The sequence below is a fragment of the Symplocastrum torsivum genome, assembly GCF_059505465.1.
The window spans coordinates 124,379-150,636 of sequence record NZ_JCACKQ010000125.1 but is presented as its reverse complement, the minus strand read 5'-3'; the positions used below and the strand labels follow the sequence as shown (position 1 = coordinate 150,636).

Annotated in this window: 22 protein-coding genes; 11 read left to right on the top strand and 11 right to left on the bottom strand. The window is 45.9% G+C overall.

Going from position 1 to position 26,258, the window contains the following annotated elements; all coding sequences use genetic code 11:
- Positions 1-39: 39 nt before the first annotated feature.
- The 3 genes from AC5JL3_RS31230 to AC5JL3_RS31220 all read left to right on the top strand — a co-directional run bounded on the left by AC5JL3_RS31230 (position 40) and on the right by AC5JL3_RS31220 (position 2,096).
- Positions 40-855 carry an energy-coupling factor ABC transporter ATP-binding protein gene (locus AC5JL3_RS31230; RefSeq protein ID WP_496078147.1) on the top strand — a complete coding sequence of 272 codons (816 nt, stop codon included), beginning with the start codon at positions 40-42 and terminating at the stop codon, positions 853-855.
- 165 nt (positions 856-1,020) lie between these two features.
- Positions 1,021-1,491, top strand: a complete 471-nt coding sequence (locus AC5JL3_RS31225) for a hypothetical protein (RefSeq protein ID WP_496078146.1) — start codon at positions 1,021-1,023, stop codon at positions 1,489-1,491.
- Entirely contained in the window at positions 1,488-2,096 is a 609-nt protein-coding gene (locus AC5JL3_RS31220) for a PIN domain-containing protein (RefSeq protein WP_496078145.1), read from the top strand. Before AC5JL3_RS31225 ends, AC5JL3_RS31220 begins: the two co-directional genes overlap by 4 nt.
- A gap of 136 nt (positions 2,097-2,232) precedes the next feature.
- On the opposite strand, the gene fabG is transcribed toward AC5JL3_RS31220, so the two are convergent.
- The 3 genes from fabG to AC5JL3_RS31205 form a co-directional block, all read right to left on the bottom strand.
- Positions 2,233-2,928, bottom strand: coding sequence for a 3-oxoacyl-ACP reductase FabG (fabG, locus tag AC5JL3_RS31215; protein WP_496078144.1), 696 nt, complete (start codon positions 2,926-2,928; stop codon positions 2,233-2,235).
- A gap of 175 nt (positions 2,929-3,103) precedes the next feature.
- Positions 3,104-3,745, bottom strand: a complete 642-nt coding sequence (locus AC5JL3_RS31210; RefSeq protein WP_496078143.1) for a DUF4126 domain-containing protein — start codon at positions 3,743-3,745, stop codon at positions 3,104-3,106.
- Between the two features lie 181 nt (positions 3,746-3,926).
- Positions 3,927-4,487, bottom strand: coding sequence for a GNAT family N-acetyltransferase (locus AC5JL3_RS31205; protein ID WP_496078182.1), 561 nt, complete (start codon positions 4,485-4,487; stop codon positions 3,927-3,929).
- 396 nt (positions 4,488-4,883) lie between these two features.
- Here AC5JL3_RS31205 and AC5JL3_RS31200 point away from each other — a divergent pair, with 396 nt between their 5' ends.
- The gene (locus AC5JL3_RS31200; protein WP_496078142.1) at positions 4,884-5,789 is read left to right on the top strand and encodes a hypothetical protein; all 906 of its coding nucleotides are present in this window, start codon (positions 4,884-4,886) and stop codon (positions 5,787-5,789) included.
- On the opposite strand, the gene trmB is transcribed toward AC5JL3_RS31200, so the two are convergent.
- The 6 genes from trmB to aroC all read right to left on the bottom strand — a co-directional run bounded on the left by trmB (position 5,737) and on the right by aroC (position 12,264).
- Positions 5,737-6,372, bottom strand: coding sequence for a tRNA (guanosine(46)-N7)-methyltransferase TrmB (gene trmB, locus AC5JL3_RS31195; protein ID WP_496078141.1), 636 nt, complete (start codon positions 6,370-6,372; stop codon positions 5,737-5,739). The genes AC5JL3_RS31200 and trmB overlap by 53 nt on opposite strands.
- Before the next feature lie 97 nt (positions 6,373-6,469).
- Positions 6,470-7,519 (bottom strand): DUF3466 family protein, encoded by a 1,050-nt coding sequence (locus tag AC5JL3_RS31190; RefSeq protein WP_496078140.1) that lies wholly within the window; start codon positions 7,517-7,519, stop codon positions 6,470-6,472.
- Positions 7,520-7,851: 332 nt separating this feature from the next.
- Positions 7,852-8,535, bottom strand: a complete 684-nt coding sequence (locus tag AC5JL3_RS31185) for a Uma2 family endonuclease (RefSeq protein WP_496078139.1) — start codon at positions 8,533-8,535, stop codon at positions 7,852-7,854.
- 398 nt (positions 8,536-8,933) lie between these two features.
- Positions 8,934-10,238 (bottom strand): GH39 family glycosyl hydrolase, encoded by a 1,305-nt coding sequence (locus AC5JL3_RS31180; protein ID WP_496078138.1) that lies wholly within the window; start codon positions 10,236-10,238, stop codon positions 8,934-8,936.
- Positions 10,239-10,311: 73 nt separating this feature from the next.
- Entirely contained in the window at positions 10,312-11,160 is an 849-nt protein-coding gene (locus AC5JL3_RS31175) for an MBL fold metallo-hydrolase (RefSeq protein ID WP_496078137.1), read from the bottom strand.
- Between the two features lie 9 nt (positions 11,161-11,169).
- On the bottom strand, positions 11,170-12,264 hold the full coding sequence (aroC, locus tag AC5JL3_RS31170; RefSeq protein ID WP_496078136.1) for a chorismate synthase: 1,095 nt from the start codon (positions 12,262-12,264) through the stop codon (positions 11,170-11,172).
- A gap of 196 nt (positions 12,265-12,460) precedes the next feature.
- On the opposite strand from aroC, the gene AC5JL3_RS31165 reads away from it, so the two are divergent.
- Positions 12,461-13,612: an iron-containing alcohol dehydrogenase family protein gene (locus tag AC5JL3_RS31165; RefSeq protein ID WP_496078181.1), complete on the top strand. Its 1,152-nt coding sequence runs from the start codon at positions 12,461-12,463 to the stop codon at positions 13,610-13,612.
- Positions 13,613-14,169: 557 nt separating this feature from the next.
- Positions 14,170-15,291 carry a hybrid sensor histidine kinase/response regulator gene (locus tag AC5JL3_RS31160; protein WP_496078135.1) on the top strand — a complete coding sequence of 374 codons (1,122 nt, stop codon included), beginning with the start codon at positions 14,170-14,172 and terminating at the stop codon, positions 15,289-15,291.
- 129 nt (positions 15,292-15,420) lie between these two features.
- Here AC5JL3_RS31160 and AC5JL3_RS31155 read toward each other — a convergent pair whose 3' ends face one another.
- Positions 15,421-16,755 carry a hemolysin family protein gene (locus tag AC5JL3_RS31155; protein WP_496078134.1) on the bottom strand — a complete coding sequence of 445 codons (1,335 nt, stop codon included), beginning with the start codon at positions 16,753-16,755 and terminating at the stop codon, positions 15,421-15,423.
- A 183-nt stretch (positions 16,756-16,938) separates the two neighbouring features.
- Here AC5JL3_RS31155 and mfd point away from each other — a divergent pair, with 183 nt between their 5' ends.
- From mfd to AC5JL3_RS31140, 3 genes are read left to right on the top strand one after another with little or no spacing between them, the layout of a single operon-like run.
- The gene (gene mfd / locus AC5JL3_RS31150) at positions 16,939-20,478 is read left to right on the top strand and encodes a transcription-repair coupling factor (protein WP_496078133.1); all 3,540 of its coding nucleotides are present in this window, start codon (positions 16,939-16,941) and stop codon (positions 20,476-20,478) included.
- 31 nt (positions 20,479-20,509) lie between these two features.
- Positions 20,510-21,124, top strand: a complete 615-nt coding sequence (locus AC5JL3_RS31145; protein ID WP_496078132.1) for a hypothetical protein — start codon at positions 20,510-20,512, stop codon at positions 21,122-21,124.
- Positions 21,125-21,141: 17 nt separating this feature from the next.
- Positions 21,142-21,900: a Uma2 family endonuclease gene (locus AC5JL3_RS31140; RefSeq protein WP_496078131.1), complete on the top strand. Its 759-nt coding sequence runs from the start codon at positions 21,142-21,144 to the stop codon at positions 21,898-21,900.
- Positions 21,901-21,924: 24 nt separating this feature from the next.
- Here the strand turns inward: AC5JL3_RS31140 and AC5JL3_RS31135 are convergent, their stop codons facing one another.
- Positions 21,925-23,076, bottom strand: a complete 1,152-nt coding sequence (locus tag AC5JL3_RS31135; protein WP_496078130.1) for an LbetaH domain-containing protein — start codon at positions 23,074-23,076, stop codon at positions 21,925-21,927.
- Between the two features lie 282 nt (positions 23,077-23,358).
- Here AC5JL3_RS31135 and ribD point away from each other — a divergent pair, with 282 nt between their 5' ends.
- Together ribD and AC5JL3_RS31125 are read left to right on the top strand one after the other, a co-directional pair.
- Positions 23,359-24,534, top strand: coding sequence for a bifunctional diaminohydroxyphosphoribosylaminopyrimidine deaminase/5-amino-6-(5-phosphoribosylamino)uracil reductase RibD (gene ribD, locus AC5JL3_RS31130; protein WP_496078129.1), 1,176 nt, complete (start codon positions 23,359-23,361; stop codon positions 24,532-24,534).
- A 39-nt stretch (positions 24,535-24,573) separates the two neighbouring features.
- On the top strand, positions 24,574-25,197 hold the full coding sequence (locus AC5JL3_RS31125) for a hypothetical protein (protein ID WP_496078128.1): 624 nt from the start codon (positions 24,574-24,576) through the stop codon (positions 25,195-25,197).
- Positions 25,198-26,258 lie beyond the last annotated feature (1,061 nt).

The following is a 26,258-nucleotide window of genomic DNA, read 5'->3' as shown; positions in this document are numbered from 1 at the left end:
AGTTCAGAATTTTCTGAACTCCTGAACTCCTGAGTTCTCTTGTTCATTCCAATTTTCTTCATGCACCACAATCCTATATCAATCAAAAATCTTAGCTACACCTACCCAGATGGAACTCAAGCATTAAGGGATATAAATATTGCAATTCGAGCCAGTGAACGGGTGGCGCTAATCGGGGCGAATGGTTCGGGAAAATCGACATTACAGTTACACCTGAATGGAATTTTGCTACCCCAAGAGGGAGAGGTGGCAATTGGAGAGTTGCTTGTTACGCCGGAGAATTTGCGAGAGATTCGGAATTTTGTAGGGTTGGTGTTTCAGAATCCTGATAATCAGCTATTCATGCCAACGGTATGGGAGGATGTTTGCTTTGGTCCAATGAATCTTGGCTTACGCGATCAAGAATTGCGTGAGCGAGTGATTCAGTCAATGGCAGCAGTGAACATCGATCCAGAACATTATGGGCAACGGAGTACCGAGAATTTGTCTGGGGGGGAAAAGAAACGAATTGCGATCGCAGGCGTACTGGCGATGAACCCACAAGTCTTGGTGTTTGATGAACCCTCCGCGCAATTAGACCCACGTTCGCGCCGTCAGTTAATCGAGTTACTGAAAAGCTTAGACCTAACACAACTCATTGCTACCCATGATTTAGATTTAGCCTTGGAATTATGCGATCGCACCATTGTCCTCAGTCAAGGACAAATCGTCTTTGATGGCAAGACAGAGCAAGTGATGAGCAATCCAGAATTCTTAATCGAACACGCTTTAGAGTCGCCCTTAAGCTACAGCCGTCCCTACTGTCTCTTAGAACACTCCCCTGTTCGTCCAGTACTGGCCAAGCAATCGGTGTAAGTCGAGAACCCACACACTCTTCGGCTGAGACATCAACGAAAACTTATCTATTGGTGTTTACAGCTAAGTTAGCGCAAGGTTTTCGAGCAATACCCAGCAGTTGACGAAAAGCCAGAGTTTGGCGTCAAAATGATCAAGTAGTTGGTTTTTTGAAGTGAGCCTTTTATGGCTGTTAGAGGCGATTCTCGCTGGGACTTGTCAGTTGACAACCGCGATGGTCAACTGGCTCTTGTGGTTGAAGTCAAGCGCAAAACTAACGCATCACCAGAGTGGGCAGCCCAACTCCGACGTAATATTTTCGCACACGGCACTTTCCCAAAGGCTCCCTATTTTCTGATGGTCTTTCCAGATAAATTTTACCTATGGACTGATGCTGAGGCTTATCTTGATCAGAGTGAACCTACTTACATGATTGATGCACGTCCTATTCTTGAGCCTTACTTTGAAAGGGCAGGGGTAACGGCTGATCAAATCAGTGGACAAAGCCTTGAACTAATTGTTGCATCTTGGCTTGGAGAGATTATTCACGCTGAGAAATTGCCTGAAAATGTGGATAATTCACAGCATTGGTTGATTGAGTCAGGGCTGTACACCGCCATAGCCGGAGGAAAGTTTGAGCATGAGGCGGCTGTGTGAATATTTATGTTGAGACAAATTTTGTTTTAGAGCTAACCTTCGAGCAAGAGCAGTATGCAAGTTGTGAACAAATTCTGCAACTTTGTGAAGCAGGGCAGGCGAAGCTGGTTATTCCAGCCTATAGTCTTGCTGAGCCTCATGAGAAATTGATTCGTCAAGCCAGGAGTCGCAATCAACTACAACAGTCGTTGAATGCTGAGTTAGGACAACTTAAACGTACAGCTTCTTATGCAAGTCGTATCGAGAGTATCCAACAAATTAACAGATTATTAGTAGACAGCAATGAGGAGGAACAAAAGCGCTTTATTCAGTGCCGAGATCGACTCCTCAATATTGGAGACATTGTTGCGCTCACCGCCGACATTCTGATTAAGGCAGCTTCTTGTGAAGACATCTATGATTTAACACCACAAGATGCCTTTGTTTATGCATCAGTTATTGATCACTTACAACGTTATCAGCCAAAGCAGGCGTGTTTTTTGAATCTAAACTCTAAAGACTTTGACAATCCTGATATCGTTAACAAACTCAACCAATTGAACTGTAGGATGATTTTTCGGTTTGATCACGGTTATAGTTTTCTTCAGTCGCAGTTATTGTCCTAGCAGGCAGAGGCATATCAAGTCGCTCTACAACTCTTTTCTGCCAACAATGAGGATAAGTAGTCATTTCTCCTTTCCCTAATAAAATCTTGGGCAATAACTCTTCAGGTTGCCGATCGCGTTGTAGTTTTAGAATCGCCTAAATACTCCCATAAACCGGAACAGCAGCACCACGCACATCTTTTGCCGCTTCCGAGGCGAGGAAACAGATAACTTGCGCTAAGGACTCTGGTTTAACCCATTTATCAGCGTCTTGAGTCCCCATCGCCTCCCGGTTAGCAGGTGTATCAATGATGCTGGGAAGCACAACATTTGCTGTAATATTTGTTCCTTTCGTTTCGTCAGCGATCGCTTTTGTCAACGCGACAACCCCAGCCTTAGATGCACAATAAGCCGCTAGTTGTCCGGCTGGTTCAACGGCTCCCCTTGAGCCTACTGTAACAATCCGCCCATATCCGTGCTGCAACATTTTGCCAAGGCTATGCTTGCACACTAAAAATGTCGTATTCAGATTTAAATCAAAATCTCGTCGCCAATCGGCAAAACTATATTCATGAGTTTTGCCCATAGCGAAGCCACCTACCAGATGAATCAGGACATCGACTCGCCCCATATCATTGATTAGCTGTTCCACCACTGACTCATCAGACAGGTTAGCTGCAACAAATCGAATCCGTTCAAATTCAGCAGCCGCTAACTTCCCCTTCAAGCGTTCTACTTCTTTTTCATTGTGGTAGGGAATCGTTACTTCTCCACCTTGGGCGAGAACAGTAGCAGTGACACCCATCCCTAAACCACCCGTTCCACCCGTAAGTAAAACTTGCTTCCCTTTCATTGGTTTTGCCTCCTCTAAATTTCATCCTCACCATAGCTTGAGTTAGGTAGAGATGGAAGTTTAGAGGCTGTACAACGGATTAAACCGACTTCATATAGCGCGTCTAAATCATTTGTACAACCAACTGACTTCATTATCTAATAATTGATGTTTGGGAAAAGTCTTTGGCTTGTAACTACTGACTTCTAACCTTGGTCTTTTCGGTGCCACCTGAGTTGTATAACTCATTTAGACTCGCTATATCAGCTTCTTGATGTTCTCTTTTAACCGCTAGACTTCTGCCTAGTTTGCTGAGTGTGAACACCAACAACACTGCCACTAAACAGACAGTAAATACAGGAACTGCGATCGCCAATCCCGATAGGATAATCGAACCACCTGATTCAATCGTCGATATTAAAGGATTTCCCAATCCTCCCGTCATCATCGTTGAAGCCAAACGTCCTATTCCTGTGAAGGCTTGAATGGTACCTGCTGCACCGCCACCTGCAATCAAGGCCACAGTCCACTGCAACATCGGATCGCCCTCAGGAATTACGGAAGCCGTCACAAACGTACCTGCTGCGATCGCCATTGGTGTAGCGATCGTATCCAGCAAGTTATCAACCCAAGGAATGTAATAAGCCGCAATTTCAATACCAGTTGCCACCGCGAACACTACCAGCGCTGAATAACTTCCCATCCACTCAAAACTCGGTGAGAGTGTCAGATGCCCAAACAGAGACGCCATACTCATCACCAACGGCGGCACAAAAATCCGGAAACCACAAGCCGCACTCAAACCAATCCCAATACAAATGCTCAACAGCGTATCCATACTAATCTTTCAGCTTAGAACCTATATCTCCAGCTTATGAAAAAATTCCTCAATCCAATTCCGTCAAATTGCGTAGCCTCATCACCACTACTCCTAAGAACACACAAGAGAGGACTTTCTTTTTAACTTCCCCTGCCTCCCTTCTTCCCTACACTCTCACCTCAGAGTAAGCAATAACCCTCTACTGATTCCTCCTTACTGACTTCGCCATATAAATGTCCGGCTTTCCCAACCCGTTAGCATCCGGAATCACACCGACAATGACAAATCCGCACTTCTGGTAAAACTCGTAGGGATGACTACGCAGGTTCTTTATCCTTGCAATATGCTCAAAAACGTTCGGGTAGAGGTTGACACCTGAGAGGCTTGTCATATTGTCCTCATCATCCGTACCCAGCCAGATCGTGAAACCCCCACATTCTCTCACTTGCTCTTCCAAGTCCGCCACAAGCGCTTTCCCAATTCCCTGCCCTCGACACTCAGAACGCACAACCAACGGATGAAGTTCCCAAACATTACCGTCGTACTGCTTAATACCACCAATCCAACCCAGAACAACACCAGCCTCATCCACCGCAATTCGGCTAATTCGGTCTGTGCTAAACGATTCTTGCACCTCTGCCAAAGCACTATCTAGATCTGACCATGCAGTTGACCAATGCTCTTTGAAGCCTTCAACTAACAAAGTCGCTGCCTGCTGAATCGCTTCTAGATTATCAGGACACAGATCAATGATTTGCATCATCTTTTAAAATAATCGTTAGTCATATACTTTTTTAAAACCAAATTCATTGAAGCTTTATAAACAAAGAAGGATAACTACTAAATCATTACATAAACCTGATAGATTTTCTAAAAAACATATTTTTTTTAAATTAAACTAGTAGCAGCCACAAAAATATTAGAGATTTACATCTCGCCTAGAGCATTTTGGTGCATCAATCTCTTCTTAACCAACAGGGTTCTTAAAACCGAATTTTCTTGAATTCATCTGCCTACCGAAATATCTAACGAATTTTACAAGGGTAGATTTACAGCGAATACAGAAAAATAATGTATTCGTTAAGTCTTGCCGTTCGTTTTAGACAACCTGTTGAGATGCGCTAAAAAATTGACTCGAAATTCTCTATCGATTATCATGCGTGAAGTTTGTAAGTTGAAAGCGGGACGCTTTATTTTCCGCTCTTATTCTAGAAGTTCTAGAAGTTTTTCTGAGATTTCAAAACCAATTACTGCCAATTCTTCTGTTTTTGAAAACATCAATGTAGATGAAAGGATTTGTTATTTAAAAAAGGATGGGTTTGCTTTAGGATTTAACCTTCCTCAAGCGATAGTTCAAGAAATCTATGAATTTGCACTTGACAATCCTTGTTATGGCAACAGAAAGCCCAATTTGGGATTCTATTACGCTGACAAACTAAAAGTACAAGCGAACTATAAAAAATCAATAGCCGTTGGAAGCTATTACAATACAGCTTCACTGTGTCCAGCCATCAAAAAGCTGGAAAGCGATCCAATCCTATTAGAGATTGCAGCTAAGTATCTAGAGGCTACGCCTGTACATCAAGGAAATCAGCTTTGGTGGAGTTTTCCTGTAGATTCAACTATCTATGAGCGTCGCCGTGCGGCTCAAGTGTTTTACACAGATTCAGATGAAGCTCGTATCCTGAAATTTTTCTTTTATTTAACAGATGTAGACTTGTGTAGTAGTCCACGTGTTTGTGTGCGAGGCAGCCACCTCAAGAAGAAGCTTTCACATCTATTTTTACGAAAAGGGCGATCGCACCAAGAAATTGCTGAATACTACGGCTATGAAAATATCGTACCGCTCTGCGGTAAAGCGGGTTTTGGATTTGTGGAAGATAGCAATTGCTTCTACAAAGCGACTCCTCCTGGTAGTAAAGAGCGTTTGGTATTACAAATAGAATTTGCGGATAAGGACTATAAACGGCAAAACGATCTGATCGATGCGTCTCAACTAGAGTGCATATCTAAGCTCGATGAAACAACGCACGATAAACAGGTTCACCACGAGACAGTGTAGAGACTTCTCGTTCAGTAGGAACTTGCAGGGGGTTAGTTGCCAACCAAGGCTCAGTCCCTTGTTTGATGAACGCCGGGTGAGATTCAAAGCGATCGCACATTTCCACCGCTACCGCTTCAATATCTGACTGAAGAAAAACCATTCCCCCAGACGCTAGATATTTGGCTAGGGCCTCCACTAATTCTGGCTGCACTACCCGTCGTTTCGCTTGGCGCTTTTTGAACCAGGGGTCAGGAAATTGGATAGTAACACGTTGTAATGTACCACTAGGAAAAGACTCAAGCACTGGTACTAGAGAGTTATTCGCATTACAAAACAGGTAGTGGAGATTACTCAAGCTCAATTCCGAGGCAATAGCATTTGCCTGTTCTACTAAAGGTTCACGAATTTCTAACCCCAAAAAATTCCACTCAGGTTGTAGCGTTGCCATCTCCAACAAGAACTCCCCCCTTGCACAGCCAATATCTAGATGCAGTGGCGAACTCACCTTGGCATAAACTTGAGTCCAATCAGGAGGACTCAGGGGTGTCTGGTATTTCTTACTCAGGGGATTGACGTGTTGACGGACTCGAACTCTTGGCAACCTTTACACCTCCTTGCTGGTAGGGTGCGTCACGACGCACCCTACTAGTTTTAACGCTTGGGAGGAAATTTTGCGTAGTTTGAACAGAAAACTCACTCTATCGAGTCACCCAAGTTGGTGTGAGGACAAAGGCATGGTTTTCTCCATTCACAGTTCCATAACCAACAATTCGTCCGTTGTTGTTGATATCCCGTGCCTCAATCAGTTCCCATCCGGAATTAGCAGGAATCAAGTTATTCAAATCTCGTATTCCATTATTTAATCGCACAAAAGCATGGGAACTGCCACTATTGTTTGTCGCCGTCCCAACAACTCGCCCCTTGTTATTGATGCCATAAGCGACGCTGCTGGTGTAGTTAGCAAGAGTGCCTAAGTCTTGCATCGCACCATCCCAAAAGAAGGCGTGAAAATCACCCGTGCTAGTTTGCGCTCTACCAACGACTTGCCCCACGTCATTAACGGCATTAGCTTCACTATTAGTGCCACCAAGAGTACCTAGCTCAGTTGTTGTACCATCCTGCCACAAGAAGGCTTCGTAGTCATTGTTCGTATTGACATCGACAATCTCGGAATTAAAAGCGCCAACGACTTGTCCTGAATTGTTGATGTCATAAGCTGAACTAGGAAGGTCGAGGATTATTGAACCACCTGGCAAGAAGGCAGCAGAGGCATAGTTAGTCCCTATGACAATACATAAGCCAACGATTTGTTCCGCATCGTTAATACCAGAGGCGTAACAAATCTCAGGGTCTGGAAGTGTTGTTATCGTGTCATTGCTCCACAAGAATGGAGAGGAAACAAAGAGTGGAACCTGACTTGTTGTACCACCGAGAACTTGCCCCGCGTTATTGATGTCGATAGCAATGCTGTTGTTGTAGCCAGCAGCCGTACCGATATCAGTCATCGCACCACCCTGCCACAAGAAAGCTTGAGAGTTTCCACTACTCGTTTGTGATCTGCCGACGATTTGCCCCATGTCGTTGATGCTCATTGCATAGCTTTCGCTACCGCCGAGAGTCCCTAAGTCAGTGATGGAATAGTAGAACCGTGTCGCGGCAGTAGTAGCTGTAAATATTGAGAGTCCAAAAGCAATTACTAACGCTCCCACTAAACCAAGCAAGAAATGTCTGAGCCAACGGGTTTTCATAAAGTCTCTTCCTAAGAAAGTGGGTGCTTGAGCTTTTAGGAAATTCTCAGACTTAGGCAGAAGATTTATGCAGATAGTTACAAAAATTTATTCCCTCTTTTGTTACTTTAGGGCTTGAAGCCTGGGCGAAGCATTCTTGGATATAGGTTTCTGTGCTTCGCAGTAAGTTTGTGGCAATGATTCTTGCCCGGAAATAACAAAAGAGGGTTATCGGTAATTTGTTGGACTAGGCGATTCGCTTACTGACTTAGTAATACTGGAAGTGAGCCAATTTTTAAAATGCGATCGCTCCTTTAACATCAATGCAATTTAGCACAAGCGCTCGCCTAATCTTAACCTTCTGGTAATTCTCCAAACAACTGACGATAGCGTTCAAGTTGCTGTTGCGCTTGTTGAGATCTTTCCTCTGCCGTCAAATATCGAGTTCCTTGTTTGTCGTACCAATACAACGCTTCAATCTCAATCTCTCCATCCCGGTAAGGCGCACGTCCAATGCCTAAATTGATTTCACTCATCCAATACGGTTCGCCAATTTGAAGTTGATACTTTCCATCAATTAAGCGATAAACCTCAAAAGGCTGATGTCTATCCCGTTGCCAATATTCGGGGTTATAAACTACATAATATAAAACGCCAAGTTTTGCATAAACCTCCATTTTTTTATCATATTCTCCCCCTGGAGTCAGCGACACAATCTCTAGAGCAAAAATAGGAACAACCTCGTTTTCTTCCCAAACTACATAGCTTTTCCGTAACCTCTCGCTTCTGTGCCGCTCAACCCCTAAACTCAAAAATCCGTCAGGGACAATAGGCACCAACGGACTCACTCCTGTGGTGTGATAAATCCCCATATCCACAGCAAAAAACCAATCAGAGCGATTGCCCCAAATAAACTTGAGCAAAAATAAAAGTAAGTTGGGAATAAAATTTTGATTCTCGTTATCCACTGGCGTATCATCTGAGCAAGGCAATTCCTCGCTAGTTGGTAAGCGCAACTTAGGGTCAGATTGTACCATCGCTCACACTCCTCATAAATCTTTGTACCTCCAATCTTAAAACCCTCTACTTTGTCTGAGCGATCGCTTCTTTTATTTCAGTTAAATCTGGTATGTGTGATTAGCCCTTCGGGTTAGCACTTGGGCGAGTGCATTTGTATCGTGTAATCAGTAATTATATTGCGGTTCTCATGTTGATGAGGCACAAATTTCTGGGTTTTCGGCAATTAGGCTGAAGTCCCCCATACAGATGTACTGTTGGACAAGCCAAAGCTTGCTCCGCCTTAGATAGAGCTACCGCTCCTCTGGTCTTTGTACCCATGTAATTTTAGAATTCGGTTGAACAAGCCTTTCGCAGTTATAAAACCGTGGATTTAAAGGTGCGTCCGATTATCATCATCTGGCAGACGGCGATTCGCTTACTGACTTAGTAATACTGGAAGTGAGCCAATTTTCAAAATGCGATCGCGCCCAAGCTCTGTTTTCTCCCCATACAAATTTTGGACTTGCTGAACCTCGTAGTTTTCAGGGACTTTGAAGCTCAAGTCATCACGCTGGGAGTTCCAGACAACCCAGGCTGGCTTACCACTTTCTTGAACTAATTCGCACGTCCAAGTGTTCCGAAAATCTGGCTGACACTTTTTCATTTGTGAGCCTACGAGCCACTTTTGAATTTCACCATAAGCTTTTGCTGCTCCTGTCAGAGTTTGGTTATCTTCCTTAACCATCAGCATCGTTACAACGTTACGATTATCCCAGGCATACCAGTAAAAACGCTCTATTCCTGATGCCCAATTCAACAAGTACATTCGGGCAACATAAGCCATACTTTGTTCATCCGAATAGAAGGCATTGTCCTGTTTATTGCCATATCCTGTCTCAGTATTCCAGAACGGCTTTTGCTCCAGTTTGTGTTTGGCAATCACTTGTTGAACTTTGCGAATGAGAGGCAAACTTTCTTCAGGAGGTTTATCATTTGCGATGTAGAAATGAGCGCCAATAATGTCAGCGTAATTGCCTCCCCCTTTAGCAAAATATTCATCAAGCCAAGGCAATGCTCCATAATCTGAGTACAGCGATGGAGAGACAACTTTTGCGGCTGGATCAACCTCTTTAATAATGGTGTAAGCTTCACGGGCTAGGGTGACTAGCTGGTCAATAGAACCACTGAAAAAATGCTTCAGATTGGGTTCGTTCCAAATTTCGTAATACTGAATTTTGCCTTTGTAACGGGTGGCGACAGTACGGACAAAGTTACGCCAGTCATCTAGGTTTTTTGGTTCCGCTGCGGTGGGGCCATCACCATACGGGGAGGAGTCATTTCTTGCTGCCGCCCATTTCGGTGTCAGCGCCATCGTGTAGATTAAATCGACTCCTTTTTCACTGGCTAACTTTACACAGTCATCCAGGGTTCTGAAGTCCCATTGACCTTTTTCCCGTTCCAAATGCGGCCAAAAGGGTAATCCTGCTGCGCTACTTGTATCCCACAGTCTCCAACTGCCAATTGGAACTGCGGGCCAGGGAATCCTAAAGGGTTCGGCAATGTGCATCCCAAAATAGGTTTGCGGGATGGGTTTCGTGCTTACAGCGGCGGCTTGGGTGCCACTCAGCCGCATCCCGATATCCTTTAGAAAGGAGGGTTGAGTGTAGATGAAAACGACTAGCAGGCTTGAAGTAAGCGCTAAGCCAAGCAGTTTCCAGAATCTCGTCTGAAGATGTCTCATAGTAGACGCTAGCGGGTTGTTGGTTATCAGTTGCTCTAGATAACGATAAACAACAAATAACAAACAACACGCTTTAAATCACTGATACAATCATTCCTTCACGCGCTAAAAATGCCCCTTCAAAGGCATCCTGCACTTCTACTTCGATTTGATCGAGAAAGTCATCTGAGTGATTGGGTTCGTGATGGAAAATCGCTAAGCGCTTTGTACCCGATTCCTTTGCCGCCTTCACACCTTCTTGCCAAGTCGAGTGTCCCCAACCAACTTTTGGAGATTTCGGGCTGTGGTATTCTTCATCGGTGTACATCGCATCGTAGATAATTACATCAGAATCACGAGCGAGTTGTAGCACATTTTCATCTACACGGTCAGGAAAATGTTCTGTATCTGTGCAGTAGACGGCAGAATGTCCCTGCCACGTCACGCGATAGCCCATCGCCCCATTGGGATGGTTTAGAGGGCTAGTTTCAATGGTGATATCACCCAGCGTCATCGTATCGCCGCAGACTAGATCGTAGAACTTCAAGTCTGCCTGTATCGATTTGACGGGTACAGGTGAATTCATGTGCAAAACGCGATCGCAAAAATGCTGCTCCATCGCTGCACCTTCGGGTGCTGCCCCATGAATATGGAAGGTATTTCCTTCAACAAATGCTGGGGTGAAAAATGGCACGCCTTGAATATGATCCCAGTGGTAGTGAGTAAAAAACCAGTAGGCTTCAAGTGGCTGCTGAGGTTGTAAACTTTTACCTAGCATCCGCAATCCGGTGCCGCCATCAAAAATCAAGCGTTTTCCAGCGACTCGCATCTCAACACAGGATGTATTGCCGCCGTATCGAACTGTCTCTTTTCCAGGAGAGGGGACACTGCCTCGGACTCCCCAGAATTGGACAACAAACTCAGAGGAAGGACTTGTTTCCATTTTCTTGCTTTAAGACTTTAAAGTACGGCACTGACCCTGATGACGCAGTAGGTGATCGCATAATACTAAAGCGACCATTGCTTCTACCATAGGCACTGCTCTCGGTAAGACGCAAGGGTCATGTCGTCCTTTGGCGGCTAGTATTGTCTCAACGCCTGTGCTGGTTACAGTACGCTGTTCTTTTCGTATGGTAGCAGTGGGTTTAAATGCTACCCGAAGAATAATATTCTCCCCATTGGTTATGCCACCCTGAATCCCGCCGGAGCGGTTGCTTACGGTGCGGATTTCACCTGTTTCGTCGGTGTAAAATTCGTCGTTATGCTCACTACCTGTGAGGAGGGTTCCGGAAAAACCCGAACCAATTTCAAACCCTTTACTCGCAGGTAGGGACATAACCCCCTTTGCTAAATCGGCTTCCAGCTTGTCAAAAACTGGTTCTCCTAAGCCTTTTGGTACATTTCGGGCAATGCATTCAACCACCCCACCAATTGAATCACCGCTACGCCCAATTTGCTCAATTCGTTCAATCATCCGCTCTGCACATTCCGCGTCAGGGCAGCGGACGATATTACTTTCTACTTGCTCTAGGGTAACGGTATTCGGGTCAATGATGCCTTCTAAATCTTGAATGCGCTTGACGTAGCCAATAACTTCAACGCCAGCGACTTGTGAGAGGATTTTTTTTGCGATCGCACCTGCTGCAACTCGTCCAATCGTTTCTCGTGCTGAGGAACGTCCTCCACCCTGCCAGTTGCGGATACCGTATTTGGCATCATACGTCGCATCGGCATGGGATGGGCGATACGTCTGTTGCATCTCGTCATAATCTTGGGAACGAGTATCTTTGTTGCGTACCAAGATAGCGATGGGCGTTCCCAAGGTTTTCCCCTCAAACATCCCGGAAACAATTTCGCAGGTATCCGTTTCCTTGCGGGGTGTCGTAATTTTGCTTTGTCCTGGACGCCTTCGATCCAGTTCAAACTGAATTTCTTGAGCGTCAATTTCCAGTTGTGGGGGGCACCCATCGATCACAACACCAACGCCACCCCCGTGAGACTCGCCAAAGGTAGTAACCCGAAATAGATGCCCAAACGTGTTGCCCATAATGCTTATTGGAAGAAGGCTAGCGAATACTGATCTTAACAGTCCTTCTTGTTTACAAGTAGGCGATCGCTTCCTGAATCACCAGATAGTGATGCAGTGTAGTAAAATAATAGATTACTCATAATTTATGAATACAGTACACTAACGCTCTTGTATGCCTCCCCAATTCCCAGTTGACGTTTCCACCACAGGCACAATGAACCAATCGTCTACCTCATTGCTTGCGTTAACCGTAGCACCCGCTCAGGTATTGCGGGGTTTTCAAGCATTGGAACAGTCAGGAGAGGCGATCGCACGTTTGGGGAAGCGTCCATTGATTGTAGGAGGCGATCGCACATTAGCGACTCTGGCTTCTCAACTCCAATCTGTCCTAGAACATCAGCCATTAAACTACTCCTTCGCTTCCTACAGCCCAGATTGCAGTGAAGCGTCCTTAGCCTCCCTCCAAAAAGCCACCGCCTCGCATCAAGCGGATTTAATCATTGGGGTTGGTGGCGGTAAGGCGATGGATACCGCTAAAGTTTTAGCGCACCAGTGTAAGCTTCCGGTTGTCACGATTCCTACCTCTGCGGCTACCTGTGCGGCTTGGACAGGTTTATCAAATATCTATTCCGATCAAGGCGCTTTCTTATATGATGTTGGTCTTGACCGTTGTCCAAACCTGCTAGTACTCGATTACAGCCTGATTCAGACAGCACCCCAACGTACCCTAATTGCTGGAATTGGTGATGCCTTGGCAAAGTGGTACGAAGCTTCTGTTAGTAGCGGCAGTTCTCCCTTCACTCTGATTATTTCTGCTGTTCAACAGGCGCGAGTCTTGCGCGATATCCTGTTTCAAAAATCGGCTGATGCGCTTAAGGAACCGGGAAGTGAAGTTTGGCGGGAAGTCGTCGATGCTACGGTTCTACTAGCTGGAGTCATTGGTGGCTTAGGGGGGGCACAGTGTCGTACTGTCGCCGCTCACGCAGTTCATAATGGCTTAACCCATCTGCCTGCGGCTCATGATGTTCTTCATGGTGAGAAAGTGGCGTATGGTATTCTCGCGCAGTTGCGTTTAGAGGAGATGCTTCAGGGCAACCAATTGGCAGCATCGGCACGACAACAGTTATTGAAGTTTTACGCTGAAATTGGTCTACCCCAAAGCCTAGATGACCTAAATCTTGGGAACATTACGCTACTAGAATTACGGCAAGCGGCTGAAATTGCTTGCTCACCTAGCTCTGATATCCACCGACTACCCTTCAAAGTTGTGCCTGAGCAGTTAATGGCAGCAATGGTTTCCACCACAACGCCCGTGGAGAGAAGTCGTAGCCACCAAGAGCTAACAACGGCGATGAATGAAGAATAGAATTCTAGTCGTAGAGACGTTCCAGCGGAACGTCTCTATATAGTTTTTTAGCGAGAGTTCATCTAACTCAAGGAAGAACTCGTGTTCCTCTATACACAAGGCATTAACAGAAGTCTCAACCCTTTGGACGAATCAAGTGAGGCTTATACCCCTTCCGTCAGTCTGGGGTAAAATCTTAACCCTTCATACTGAAAATCCGTAAAAATACGGTCTATAAACTGTTAATAGTTTTGTTAACTTGAGGTAGATACTACCAATAGGTTTAAACCCAGATGATACTAGACACTAGAGGTTAACAGCGCTTGTTTGAACCATTTCATCGTTCCATAACGTAGACACGATTTCCGGTATAGGGCTGGGAGTGTCACTTGAAAAAAGAGCAATAGAGTTACAGGGTGGAAATTATACTTCTATATTTACTGGCTTTTGTAGTTCAAGAATGAGATTTAGTAAGACTGATGTCAGGTGTTTGGCCATCTACTGTTTCTGACTCAGAGAGAAGCTTTCTCCTCAAGAATCTCTGAATAGTTGCACAAGCGATCAACGTAGACAGAACGATGACAAGAATTTTGATCATTGAAGATGAGCAAACCGTGCGAGAGAATCTTTTAGAACTCTTGGAAGCTGAAGGGTTTGAGGGGATTGGGGCTGAGAATGGTGCTATTGGTGCGCGTTTAGCACTCTCCTACCTACCCGATTTGATTATTTGCGATGTAATGATGCCCGAACTCGATGGTTTTGGTGTACTTGAGTTGTTGCGTCAAAATCCGCTCACAGATACGATTCCATTCATTTTTCTGACTGCCAAAGTAGACCCAGCTGATCTACGCAGGGGGATGTGTTTGGGCGCTGACGATTATCTAACCAAGCCAATTCGGGCAAAAGACCTCCTACAAGCGATCGCTACTCGACTGGAAAAACAAGCTGCGATTGAGAGACAACAAGCACAAAAACTTGATGAGTTGCGCGGTAGTATTACCCTGTCATTGCCTCACGAACTGCGGACTCCCTTAAATGGTATTTTAGGTTATGCGGAACTGCTGATTGCGGACTATGATGCGCTCGAACCCGCTGAGCGATTGGAGATGCTAGAGGGCATCCGGACTTCGGGAAAACGCTTATACCGACTGATCCAGAATTTCTTGCTGTATGCAGAACTGGAGTTAATCTCAACTGACTCAAGACGATTAAAGTCACTGCGGAGTGAGCAAACTCAGTATGTTGAAACACTGATTGCTGACCAAGCCATGCAGCAAGCTTGTGCCGCCAACCGAGAAGCTGATTTGCACTTAAAACTGGTTGAGGTAGGGGTACAGATATCTGCTAACCGCCTCAATAAAGTGGTTGAAGAACTGGTGCAAAATGCCTTCAAGTTTTCGAGGCCTGGTACACCAGTAACAATCTCTAATAGAGTTGAGGATGATACCTTGATTCTGTCTATTACTGACAATGGACGAGGTATGAGTGCTGAACAGATTGCAGGGCTTGGTGCTTATCAGCAATTTGAACGGAAACTATACGAACAACAAGGTTCCGGTTTAGGGCTGATGATTGCTAAACGCCTGAGCGAATTACATGCTGGGACGCTGACCATTGAAAGTATTCCTGAGCAACAAACAACTGTACTAGTGGCTCTTCCTATACTCAGAGACTGTGCTTCTGAATCTGCATCGTGCTGATATCCAACTTCAGCCATTAGCTATTAATCTTTGCTGACACTCCCCAATCTAAAGACGGAACTTAGACAAAAATCAAGAACTATTGTTTGGGCTTGAAATTTGTTTAAGTCCCGTTAACAAGAAAAGGAACTAGTTTTCGTTGACTGACTTATGTCGTTTACTTGGTATAGGCATAATCAGCAACTTATCGACTCTATTACCATCCATATCCATGACTTCAAAACGCATTCCCCGCCACTCAAAATGATCAGTGGCAATTGGGATGCGTCCCAAGTGCGTAACGACAAAGCCTCCCATCGTGTGATAGTTACCTCGTTGCTCTCTGGGTAACTCCTCAATTTCAAAAAGTTCAAAAAACTCTTCTACTGGCAACATCCCATCCACTAACCAAGAACCATCATCACGCTGTACGGCTTGCGGCTCATCAATTTGATCAACTGAAGGAAGATCTCCCACAATTTCTTCAAGAATATCGTTGAGGGTGACCAACCCCTGAAGCACACCATATTCATCAACAACCATTGCAATGTGAGTGCCAGATTGCTTAAACAGCTCTAGAATCTTCAATCCAGGTGTGCCTTCCGGCACATACAAAGGACGGCGTAAAGTTGATGTCAAGTCAAGCGGCTGATTGTTCAGACAGCGAGATAGCAAATCATTGACATGTATGACCCCAAGCACATTATCAAGCTCACCCTGGCATACCGGAAACTGAGAATGAGTGTTATCAATAATCACTTGCCGATTTGTTTGTGCCGGGTCATCCAAGTCAAGCCAGACGATATCCGGTCGTGGTGTCATCATCGCACTAACTCGCCTATCTCCCAAGCGAAACACTCGATTGAGCATTTCTTGTTCCGCTTCCTCAAATGTTCCCGCTTCGGTGCCTTGCTCGATTAAAATTTTAATTTCTTCCTCAGTAACCTCTGGCTCTCTAGAGGGTCCAATCCCCAACAGCCGCAGAACCAAATCGGTCGAGTAGCTCAACAGATGCACCGCAGGCGCAGCAATTTTCGCCAAAAAGCGCATGGGAGAAGCCACACCCACGGCAATTTGTTCAGGATTGTTTAACGCTAACCGCTTGGGTACCAGTTCACCGATTACAAGTGAAAGGTAGGTGATGATCAAAACCACAATAAACAACGCGATCGCATTAGAGTTGGCGGACAAAAATGCTATTGGAATCAGTTTCAACTGAGTTGCCAGCTTCTCCGCCAGAGTTGCCCCACCAAAAGCACCGGCTAGAGTGCCAATGAGTGTAATCCCAATCTGAACAGTCGAGAAAAACTGATTTGGTGACTCCGCCAGCTTTAAAGCGTTGCGAGCCTTAATATTTCCCTGATTGGATAGCTGTTGCAGACGTACCTTCCGTGCCGATACCACTGCCATCTCCGACATAGAAAAGACCCCATTGAGGATAATTAGCAAAAGAAGGAAGAAAATTTCGAGAGGTATGGAGGACATTTATTTAATGGTCGGTGGTGAGAAAGAGGTGCCCTTAACGTTCTAGTATCTAGTATCCTTTCCTGCTCTAAAACATCACCTGCCCCTGGCAAGACTGCGAGTTTTCGTGAGGCTTCATAAAATGAGGGAGATAGACCGCTATGATTAGCGTTTATTATCACGAGCCAAGTATTCTGTGAACCCATGCCATTTTCTTCAATCATTCGGGCACTAGAGCGATCGCCCCTGACTGGTGAACTGCTCGCTGTACTGAATCGCTCCTCATCTCTACAGCTAAATGGTGTTTCCCGTCTTCCAAAAGGATTGGTAGCGTCCGCCCTAGCAAAGGCGAGTTCTCGTAACTTGTTCGTGGTTGCCAGCACCCTAGAGGAAGCAAGTCGTTGGGCAGCCCAACTCGAAGCAATGGGTTGGGATACTGTCCACTTTTACCCAACCTCCGAAGCCTCACCTTATGAGCCATTTGACCCAGAATCGGAAATGACTTGGGGACAAATGCAAGTCTTAGCCGATTTAGTCAAAGGTGAGGAGTCAGTCGATCCTCCTTTAAAAAGGGGGGAGAACAACGGACAACTAGCAATCATCGCTACTCAAGCCTCGCTGCAACCGCACTTGCCTCCAGTTGCTGCCTTCAAGCCCTACTGCCTCACCCTCAAGCAAGGGATGAGTTGGGACTCAAAGAGTGTTGATGAGAAGTTAGCACGACTGGGTTATGAGCGGGTTCCCTTGGTAGAAACAGAAGGGCAGTGGAGTCGGCGTGGTGATATTGTCGATGTTTTCCCGGTAGCCGCCGAGTTGCCAGTGCGGTTGGAATGGTTTGGGGATGAGCTTGACAAACTACGAGAGTTTGACCCAGCAACCCAACGCTCGTTAGACAAAATTGAGCAGTTGGTACTCACGCCTACGGATTTTAGTCCAATTATTGTCGCCTCATTAAGCGAATCGCAGCGAGAACAAGTCAAATCACGACTTTCGCCAGAAGACCAAGACTATCTAGAAGCCGGGACACCACCAGAAGGCACTCGCCGGTTCTTAGGGATTGCCTTTGATCAGCCAGCGTCTCTTCTCGACTATCTGCCAAAGAATACCTTGATTGCCATAGATGAGTTAGAGCAGTGTCGAGCGCATAGCGATCGCGCTTGTGAACACGCGCAAGAACAACTGGAATCTCTGGCTTTCCCTCTTCCCCCTCTTCACCGCTCTTTTGACGACTCTCTGGCAGCCTTAGGACAAGGAACTGAGCAAGACGCTTCCCGATTCCCCTTGGTTTATCTCTCAGAACTGGTGGAAGAGTTAACCGACAAGGGTTCTACAAAAACTGTTAATCTTGCCAGCCGACCTGTACCCACGACACCTCACCAATTTGCCAAGCTTGCGGAGGTACTACGGGGAGAACGCGATCGTAACTTCTCTGTTTGGCTGATTTCCGCTCAACCTAGTCGTTCTGTCTCCCTACTCCAAGAACACGACTGTCCTGCCCAATTCGTCCCCAACCCTCGCGACTATCCAGCGATTGATAAGCTACAAATCCAGCACACGCCAGTCGCGCTCAAGTATTCAGGATTGGCAGAACTCGAAGGCTTCATTCTGCCTACCTACCGCCTTGTGGTCGTTACTGACCGCGAATTCTTTGGGCAGCATACCCTCACAACGCCCAGTTATGTCCGCAAGCGACGTCGTGCTGCCTCAAAACAGGTAGACCCCAACAAGCTACGACAAGGGGATTATGTCGTTCACAAAAACCATGGTGTCGGTAAGTTTCTCAAGCTAGAAAGCCTGACGATTAACAACGAAACCCGCGAGTATTTGGTACTTCAGTATGCTGATGGCTTACTGCGGGTATCGGCTGACCAACTAGGAGTATTATCCCGGTTTCGCGCTACCGGAGAGCGACCGCCAGAACTGAATAAGATGTCTGGCAAAGCCTGGGAGAGGACAAAAAGTCGGGTTCGTAAAGGGATTAGAAAACTTGCCGTTGATTTGCTGCAACTGTATGCAACGCGATCGCAACGCCAGGGTTTTGCCTACCCAGAGGATTTACCTTGGCAAGAAGAGTTAGAAGATTCCTTCCCCTATCAACCTACACCTGACCAGTTGAAAGCAGTGCAGGATGTGAAGCGAGATATGATGAGCGATCGCCCGATGGATCGCTTGGTTTGTGGGGATGTCGGCTTTGGTAAAACAGAAGTAGCAATTCGCGCCATTTTCAAAGCTGTTACGGCCGGTAAGCAAGTTGCTGTCCTCGCCCCGACGACAATCCTGACTCAACAGCATTACCATACCCTCAAAGAACGCTTTGCCCCTTATCCGATCAATGTCGGTTTGCTCAACCGCTTCCGCAGTGCTGAGGAACGGCGCAATATCCAACAACGCCTCACAACTGGGGAATTAGATGTTGTCGTCGGTACGCATCAGCTTTTAGGTAAAGGGGTGACATTCCGGGATTTGGGGATGTTGGTGGTGGATGAAGAACAGCGCTTTGGGGTTAACCAGAAGGAGAAAATCAAGACACTCAAAACTCAGGTTGATGTCCTCACTCTGACAGCAACACCGATTCCGCGCACCCTCTATATGTCGTTATCTGGGGTGCGAGAAATGAGTTTGATTACCACACCACCCCCCTCACGTCGTCCGATTAAAACCCATCTTGCGCCTTACGATCCCGAAGCAGTACGCACAGCGATTCGGAATGAACTGGATCGAGGTGGGCAAGTATTCTATGTAGTACCGAGAGTTGAGGGCATCGAAGAAGTTGCCACCCAAATCCGGGAAATGATACCAGGGGCAAGACTTGCGATCGCACATGGTCAGATGGACGAAGGGGAACTCGAAGCAACGATGCTCACCTTTGGTAATGGGGATGCAGAGGTCTTAGTCTGTACCACCATTATTGAGTCTGGGTTGGATATTCCGAGAGTCAACACCATCTTGATCGAAGATGCTCAGAAGTTCGGGTTATCCCAGTTGTACCAGTTACGTGGACGGGTTGGACGTGCGGGAATTCAAGCCCATGCATGGCTCTTTTATCCCAAGCAACGGGTACTTTCCGAACCGGCACGGAAGCGCTTACGAGCGATTCAGGAATTTACTCAACTCGGTTCCGGTTATCAACTGGCGACACGGGATATGGAAATCCGTGGTGTTGGTAATCTCCTGGGTGCGGAACAGTCTGGACAGATGGAGGCAATTGGTTTTGACCTTTATATGGAAATGCTGCAAGAGGCAATTCGGGAGATTCAAGGGCAGGAAATTCCGAAAGTGGACGACACGCAGATTGACCTCAATCTCACTGCCTTTATCCCGGCTGAGTATATCCCGGATTTAGACCAGAAAATGAGTGCTTACCGGGCTGTGGCTTCTGCGAACTCGAAGGAGGAATTGACTCAGCTAGCAGCAGATTGGAGCGATCGCTATGGTCAAATTCCCCCAGCCGCGCAGCAATTGTTGCGTGTGGTGGAACTCAAACAGATTGCGAAGTCGTTAGGGTTTAGCCGAATCAAACCGGAGGACAAGCAGCACGTTGTTCTGGAGACACCAATGGAGGAACCGGCTTGGAACTTGCTGAAGGAGAATTTACCAGATCATATGCGATCGCGTTTTGTCTACACTCCGGGTAAGGTAACTGTTCGGGGTTTAGGTGTCCTGAAGGCAGAGCAACAATTGGAAAACTTAATTAACTTTTTAGGCAAAATGCAAGGAGCAATACCGGAAGTAACCTTAGTCTAAATTTTCAATAAACGGGCATAACTCAACAGCAATGGCTTACAGTGACTTTAAACTCAGTGAACTGATAAAGACCTTTAGCTTAACTCTTAGCGAAACAGTTGACTTGTTTGCAGATGTTAACGAGGTTGAGTGTAGTGAAAATCTAGCTTTTAACCTCAAAGAGAATATTCCCTTAGCTGTAGCTATTGGTACAGAAAAAGCCCGTTCTGAAATGATTATTGTCCCGATATTACTAGAGATGAAGAGACGATTAAAACATCAAATTAGTTTATTTTCAGGGACAGATTTTAATGTGGATTTTGACAAAGGATTAAATGGAATTTGCGATTTTATAATTAGTCTTTCTCCGGAACAGCTTTTTGTTAAGGCTCCAGTAATTACTCTTGTAGAAGCCAAAAATGATAATATTAAATCTGGCTTGGGACAGTGTGTTGCCGAAATGATTGCAGCACAATTGTTTAATGAACGCGAAGGGAATGATATCCAACTAATTTATGGAGTGGTGACAACGGGAGAACTTTGGAAGTTCTTGAAGTTAGAAGGTAAACATGTATCTATTGATTTAAGCAATTATCCTGTCGGTAATGCTAATAAAATTTTAGGGATTTTATTGAGTACTATTCAGGATACTAAAATAGATGAGTAGCGCTCTCCTCTCTAACCATGACAGCCACAGTCCCTGCCGTCGAAACAGAACCCTTCTACCCCAGTGCTGATGGTGAACCCGTGGCAGAAACCTATGACCACCTCTATGCCTTACTGACTACTTTAGAAGTACTGAAACAATATCTAGCAGATCGTCAGGCAACAGTTTTGGGCAATCAATTTCTTTACTATGCTCAAGGCTTTCCTAAGTTACGGGTTGCCCCAGATGTGATGGTAATCTTTGACGTGGCACCAGGTGGTCGAGACAACTACAAAATCTGGCAAGAGGGGCAAGTACCCAGTGTGGTTTTTGAGATGACATCGGGTGGGACAAAAGATCAAGATCAGGTGTTCAAGAAGACGCTGTATGAGCAGTTAGGGGTAAAAGAATATTGGCTATTTGACCCTAAGGGTGAGTGGGTAAAAGAACAGTTGCGCGGCTATCGGCTAAGAGGCGAAGCTTACGAACCAATCCAGGATAGCCGTAGTGAGCCTCTACAGCTACGGTTACAGGTTGAGGGAAGATTGATTAGTTTTACCCGTGAAGATACGGGAGAAAAACTGCTCATTCCTGATGAACTGGCAGAGGCGTTACGGCAAGAAGTTTTAGCTCGTCAGCAGGCAGAGGAACAAGCACAACAGGAACGCCAACGCGCTGAACAGGAACGCCAACGTGCTGAACAGGAACGCCAACGCGCTGAACAAGCAGAATCGCAGGTAGAACAGTTGAAAGCAAGGTTGCGATCGCTCGGTATTGACCCTGATACTATTGCGTAACGCGGATTTTGGAGATTCTACAACCTACATCAAGGCATCTGCTTGTTCCTGCGTTGTAATAACTGCGCCCTCTGGTACTTGCACCCCGTCACGCAGTGTTACGTCAATGACTAGCGCCCCAGTGCCGATAGTTACGTTGTTGCCCACCTTAGAGCGGAATAATACGGCATCATCCTCAATCGTTAGGTTGTCACCAACTTCGAGTGGACCATGAAACACAATGTTATCGTCGGTGTTCAGGTTCTTACCGATGCGAATACTCGTACCCTTGAGAGCATGAAAGGTTACTCGATCCTCAATCTCTGCATTGTCACCAATGATAATGGGTGAGCCTTCATCAGCACGAATCGCTGTACGCTCTCCTACCACACTATTACTACCCAACCGCACATCTCCAACGAGCCGAACGAATTCATCAAGCCGGACGTTCTCACCCAGGGTAGGACTAACAGGGTTAGGATTCCAGGAAGTCTTCGGTGCAACGCTTGCTCCAGTCACCAAGTCAAACCCCTCTTCCTCGTAGAGTTCGCCGTAGTGTTCGGCAAACTCCTCATTCACCTCCAGGACTTCATTTTGGAATTCAGAGTTAGCTTCTGTTTTTAGTGGTAAGGCATCCGCTTGGGCTTGATTTGTGATGACTGCCCCAATTGGCACCAAGCGATCTTTGCCAATTCTCACATTCGAGAGAGTCGCACCGTGCAGTACAAAGGCACCGTCTTCTAGCACTACATTGTTAAGACGGGAACGGAAACCAATAAACGTAAAGTTACCGATACTTGAGTTCTTGATGTTAGCTTGGTGGGCGATACTGACTCGCTCTCCAGTACTACTTGATCTCGCCCCGCAGGGTGTGGGTGGGGCTGGGGTATTATCGAGTGCCAGAAACAGGATATTGTCTTGGAGGTTGGTTTCATTGCCAATACAGAGACGGGTTTCGGGTTCTGCACGTAGGATAGTATTGCTAGCAACGAAGACGTTTTTCCCTACAGAGACATCGCCAAATAGTTCCACCAGTGGGCTGATGTAGCTGGAATTCACCACAACCTTAGGTGGGCTAAATAAACTTACTAAGTCACTTTCTTGAGCAGCTATTGCGGCTGTTCCCGACAGCAACGCGCTCAAGAAAATACCAGCTATAAATATGAATTTAAGCTTATTGTTGAATTTTTTGTACATCAGAAAGCTTCTATAGGTTGAGACAAAAAGTTTGCATCAACAATAGTATGTGAACAAGAGCGATCGCGCTTCTTACCAGTTGAAGGCAGCATCTGGAGAACCTGATAGGTTCGCTATACCCCTCAAAACGAAAATCTAGGCTCACTGAACGTGCGTGATAGATAATAAGGAACGCCTCTAAAGTTTTCCAGGGTCACACCAATCTGAGAAGTAGGCAACTAATATAGGCTTGCAATGTCCTGATTTATTAAACTCAGGGGTAACCAGCACAGTAGAAGATTAATGGAAAATTCTTTCCTGGACACCCAACCTAATTCTCCCAATGTGTCCCCATTGTCCGATCCTTCAACTGCATTTGATCGCACCATGATGCAACGGTGCATCGAACTTGCCCACCGCGCCCTCGGACGAACAAGTCCTAATCCCCTCGTCGGTTCTGTGATTGTCCAGAATGGTGAGATTGTGGGAGAAGGGTTTCATCCGGGTGCGGGTCAACCCCATGCGGAAGTCTTTGCGCTGCGGGAAGCAGGTGAAAAGGCGAAAGGAGCGACGATTTATGTCAATCTGGAACCTTGCAATCACTACGGACGAACGCCTCCTTGTTCAGAAGGATTAGTGGCGGCAGGTGTAGGTAAGGTCATAGTCGGGATGGTTGACCCTGATCCACGGGTATCCGGGGGAGGAATTGAGCGATTACGTGCCGCAGGGATTGAGGTTGTGGTAGGAGTCGAAGAAGCGGCTTGCCGTCAGCTTAATGAAGCGTTTATTCATCGCATTCTCTACAAGCGTCCTTTGGGAATTTTGAAGTATGCGATGACCTTGGACGGGAAAATTGCTACGATCAGCGGTCATAGCACTTGGGTTACGGGTAAAGAGGCGCGATCGCATGTGCATCAACTCCGGGCGGCTTGTGATGCGGTAATTGTTGGTGGTAATACGGTGCGTCAAGATAATCCTTACCTAACCAGCCATCATCCCGATGCTCACAACCCACTGCGAATCGTCATGAGTCGCACGTTTGACCTACCAGCAGATGCTCATCTCTGGCACACGGTTGATGCCCCTACCTTAATCTTGACTGAGCCAGGAGCTAATCCGGATTTGCAGCAACAGCTAGTGAAAAAGGGTGTGGAGGTAGTGGAACTGACGCCCCTAACTCCTCGACAGGTAATGACTTATTTGTATGAGCGGCAACTTTCGAGTGTGTTATGGGAATGTGGCGGAACTTTAGCAGCAAGTGCGATCGCGGATGGCACTGTGCAAAAAGTTCTTGCTTTCATTGCTCCGAAAATCGTCGGTGGCAAGGTAGCTCCCTCGCCAGTCGGGGATTTAGGATTTGCAACGATGACAGAGGCTCTGACGTTAGAAAGTGTCACTTGGCGACAACTGGGGTCAGATTATGTGATTGAAGGCTATTTGCCTTGGCAAAATAACACGGATGAGGCAGGTGGGAGATAAGGCGGCGTTATGAATTTGAGACAAAAAGCAGCATAAATCATGCTCGAAATAACGATTTGGAGCTTGTTGGTCGGCAATGTTGGTTGGCAGGCGGTAGTGGTGAGTGGATTGCTGCGCTGGCGGCAAGTTGTTAACAGTCAGCAACAGCAGGAGGAGGAAGAAATTTTGACGTGTTTTGAATCAAAAGAAGACTTTCCAGCGGCAAAGGCGGTACAACACAATGGGAGGGCTGATTACTCTAACCGTCCGCATGAAGCTTCTACAGATCCGCAGCTTGTTGGCTGGGAATTCAAGATTGTGCGAGCCAGTCGTGACTTATTTCGTAACCCAGTGGTTCTTCAAAAGCTGTGTGAAGAAGAGGCAATGTCTGGCTGGATTCTATTAGAAAAACTGGATGATCGACGGGTACGTTTTAAGCGACTAATTGCTTTACGCAATGTCTTAGATGTCAAACAGCTTTCCTATGACCCGTACCGCAGTCATTACGGCTCTTCGTTGACACCCCTAACCTGGGTAGGTGCGATCGCTGCTGTCCTGATGGTTGTTGTCCCCTCCTATTTTGCTTATAACTTAGTATCAGGAATGCTCTCTCATGCCCAGGAGAATCCACCCGCATCTCCTTATGAGGAGATACCACCACAAGATTTTCCTCCAGCCCAGTAAGAGTTTTATCACTTGGCTAATATGCATTTAAATTAGTTGCTAAATCTAGCTATTTTTCGTTTACTGTTGTTAGCAAATATCTAATTATCTACCGTTAATACCAATCACTAAAACTTTGCAAAGAGGGATAGGACTCTTTTAGTGAATTGGTTAAAGGGAAACGTAAATTCCTTTTTTGCTTTTACGTTATCCCTCTTCTTAAATTTACCTCAGCTTATAGGAATTCTCATATCAGTGAGGCACATCTTACTTTCTTGCCAATTCCCAATTCCCAATTCCCTGCGGGTGCGCTTCCTCATCCGGAGGGAACCTCCGGATGCCAGCGTCACCCAATTCCCGAAAACCCAGAAGTCTGTACCTCATCCACCTGAGACTCACTATATTATTTATTAAAACTTTGGCTCGATCCATAATAGGAACAGTTAATCAGTGCAGGCACTTCATTAGCAGACTGCTGTTGGCTATAAAGGAAAACCTCATCAACCCTAAACCAATAAGAACCGAAGCCTATACAATCTCCTACTCTAGGAATAATCGGGTAAGTTGCAAACCAATCCATGTTTTCATCAGGCTTCCATACAGCATCAGAGCCTCGACTTGAATGATAAACAAAATGAATTTTGTACACTAGCTAATACTTCTGTGAAATCTAGACAAAACTGACATCTTAAAGAGGAAACTGCCTCTTTAGAATAAGCACATTATTGAACACAACATAGATTATCTGCTCTCGCATTTAACTTACTTGCTTTAAGTAATCCCTATGCGTTGACTCTTAACTGTTGAGTGACAACGGGCAACAGTTAGTAGTGAACAAAAACTAACTAAATTCAATGTGTAGTTTAAATGCACATTAGCTTAGCAGACAATCTCCATCTCTAAGCTAACCATAGCTAAGAGAAGCACTGTTGCCAAGGGTCGGGACTTTCTCCAATGATTAAGCATCTCTGTTTTGGCTGCCTAATTTCGGAGCAATATAGCAAAGGGCAGAGGGCAGAAGGCAGAAGGGAAAAGATTGACTGGCAAAGGTTTCAGTATTTAGCGCAAGTCCTAATCACCTT

Excerpts from the sequence above, each read along its gene's own strand:
- ribD (WP_496078129.1), top strand. The coding sequence starts at position 23,359 with ATGGAAAATTCTTTCCTGGACACCCAACCTAATTCTCCCAATGTGTCC.
- AC5JL3_RS31180 (WP_496078138.1), bottom strand. The coding sequence starts at position 10,238 with ATGAGACATCTTCAGACGAGATTCTGGAAACTGCTTGGCTTAGCGCTT.
- AC5JL3_RS31175 (WP_496078137.1), bottom strand. The coding sequence starts at position 11,160 with ATGGAAACAAGTCCTTCCTCTGAGTTTGTTGTCCAATTCTGGGGAGTC.
- AC5JL3_RS31210 (WP_496078143.1), bottom strand. The coding sequence starts at position 3,745 with ATGGATACGCTGTTGAGCATTTGTATTGGGATTGGTTTGAGTGCGGCT.
- AC5JL3_RS31225 (WP_496078146.1), top strand. The coding sequence starts at position 1,021 with ATGGCTGTTAGAGGCGATTCTCGCTGGGACTTGTCAGTTGACAACCGC.
- AC5JL3_RS31140 (WP_496078131.1), top strand. The coding sequence starts at position 21,142 with ATGACAGCCACAGTCCCTGCCGTCGAAACAGAACCCTTCTACCCCAGT.
- AC5JL3_RS31145 (WP_496078132.1), top strand. The coding sequence starts at position 20,510 with ATGGCTTACAGTGACTTTAAACTCAGTGAACTGATAAAGACCTTTAGC.
- aroC (WP_496078136.1), bottom strand. The coding sequence starts at position 12,264 with ATGGGCAACACGTTTGGGCATCTATTTCGGGTTACTACCTTTGGCGAG.
- mfd (WP_496078133.1), top strand. The coding sequence starts at position 16,939 with ATGCCATTTTCTTCAATCATTCGGGCACTAGAGCGATCGCCCCTGACT.
- AC5JL3_RS31160 (WP_496078135.1), top strand. The coding sequence starts at position 14,170 with ATGACAAGAATTTTGATCATTGAAGATGAGCAAACCGTGCGAGAGAAT.
- AC5JL3_RS31155 (WP_496078134.1), bottom strand. The coding sequence starts at position 16,755 with ATGTCCTCCATACCTCTCGAAATTTTCTTCCTTCTTTTGCTAATTATC.
- AC5JL3_RS31190 (WP_496078140.1), bottom strand. The coding sequence starts at position 7,519 with ATGAAAACCCGTTGGCTCAGACATTTCTTGCTTGGTTTAGTGGGAGCG.
- AC5JL3_RS31205 (WP_496078182.1), bottom strand. The coding sequence starts at position 4,487 with ATGCAAATCATTGATCTGTGTCCTGATAATCTAGAAGCGATTCAGCAG.
- AC5JL3_RS31165 (WP_496078181.1), top strand. The coding sequence starts at position 12,461 with ATGAACCAATCGTCTACCTCATTGCTTGCGTTAACCGTAGCACCCGCT.
- AC5JL3_RS31135 (WP_496078130.1), bottom strand. The coding sequence starts at position 23,076 with ATGTACAAAAAATTCAACAATAAGCTTAAATTCATATTTATAGCTGGT.
- AC5JL3_RS31200 (WP_496078142.1), top strand. The coding sequence starts at position 4,884 with ATGCGTGAAGTTTGTAAGTTGAAAGCGGGACGCTTTATTTTCCGCTCT.
- AC5JL3_RS31185 (WP_496078139.1), bottom strand. The coding sequence starts at position 8,535 with ATGGTACAATCTGACCCTAAGTTGCGCTTACCAACTAGCGAGGAATTG.
- AC5JL3_RS31125 (WP_496078128.1), top strand. The coding sequence starts at position 24,574 with ATGCTCGAAATAACGATTTGGAGCTTGTTGGTCGGCAATGTTGGTTGG.
- fabG (WP_496078144.1), bottom strand. The coding sequence starts at position 2,928 with ATGAAAGGGAAGCAAGTTTTACTTACGGGTGGAACGGGTGGTTTAGGG.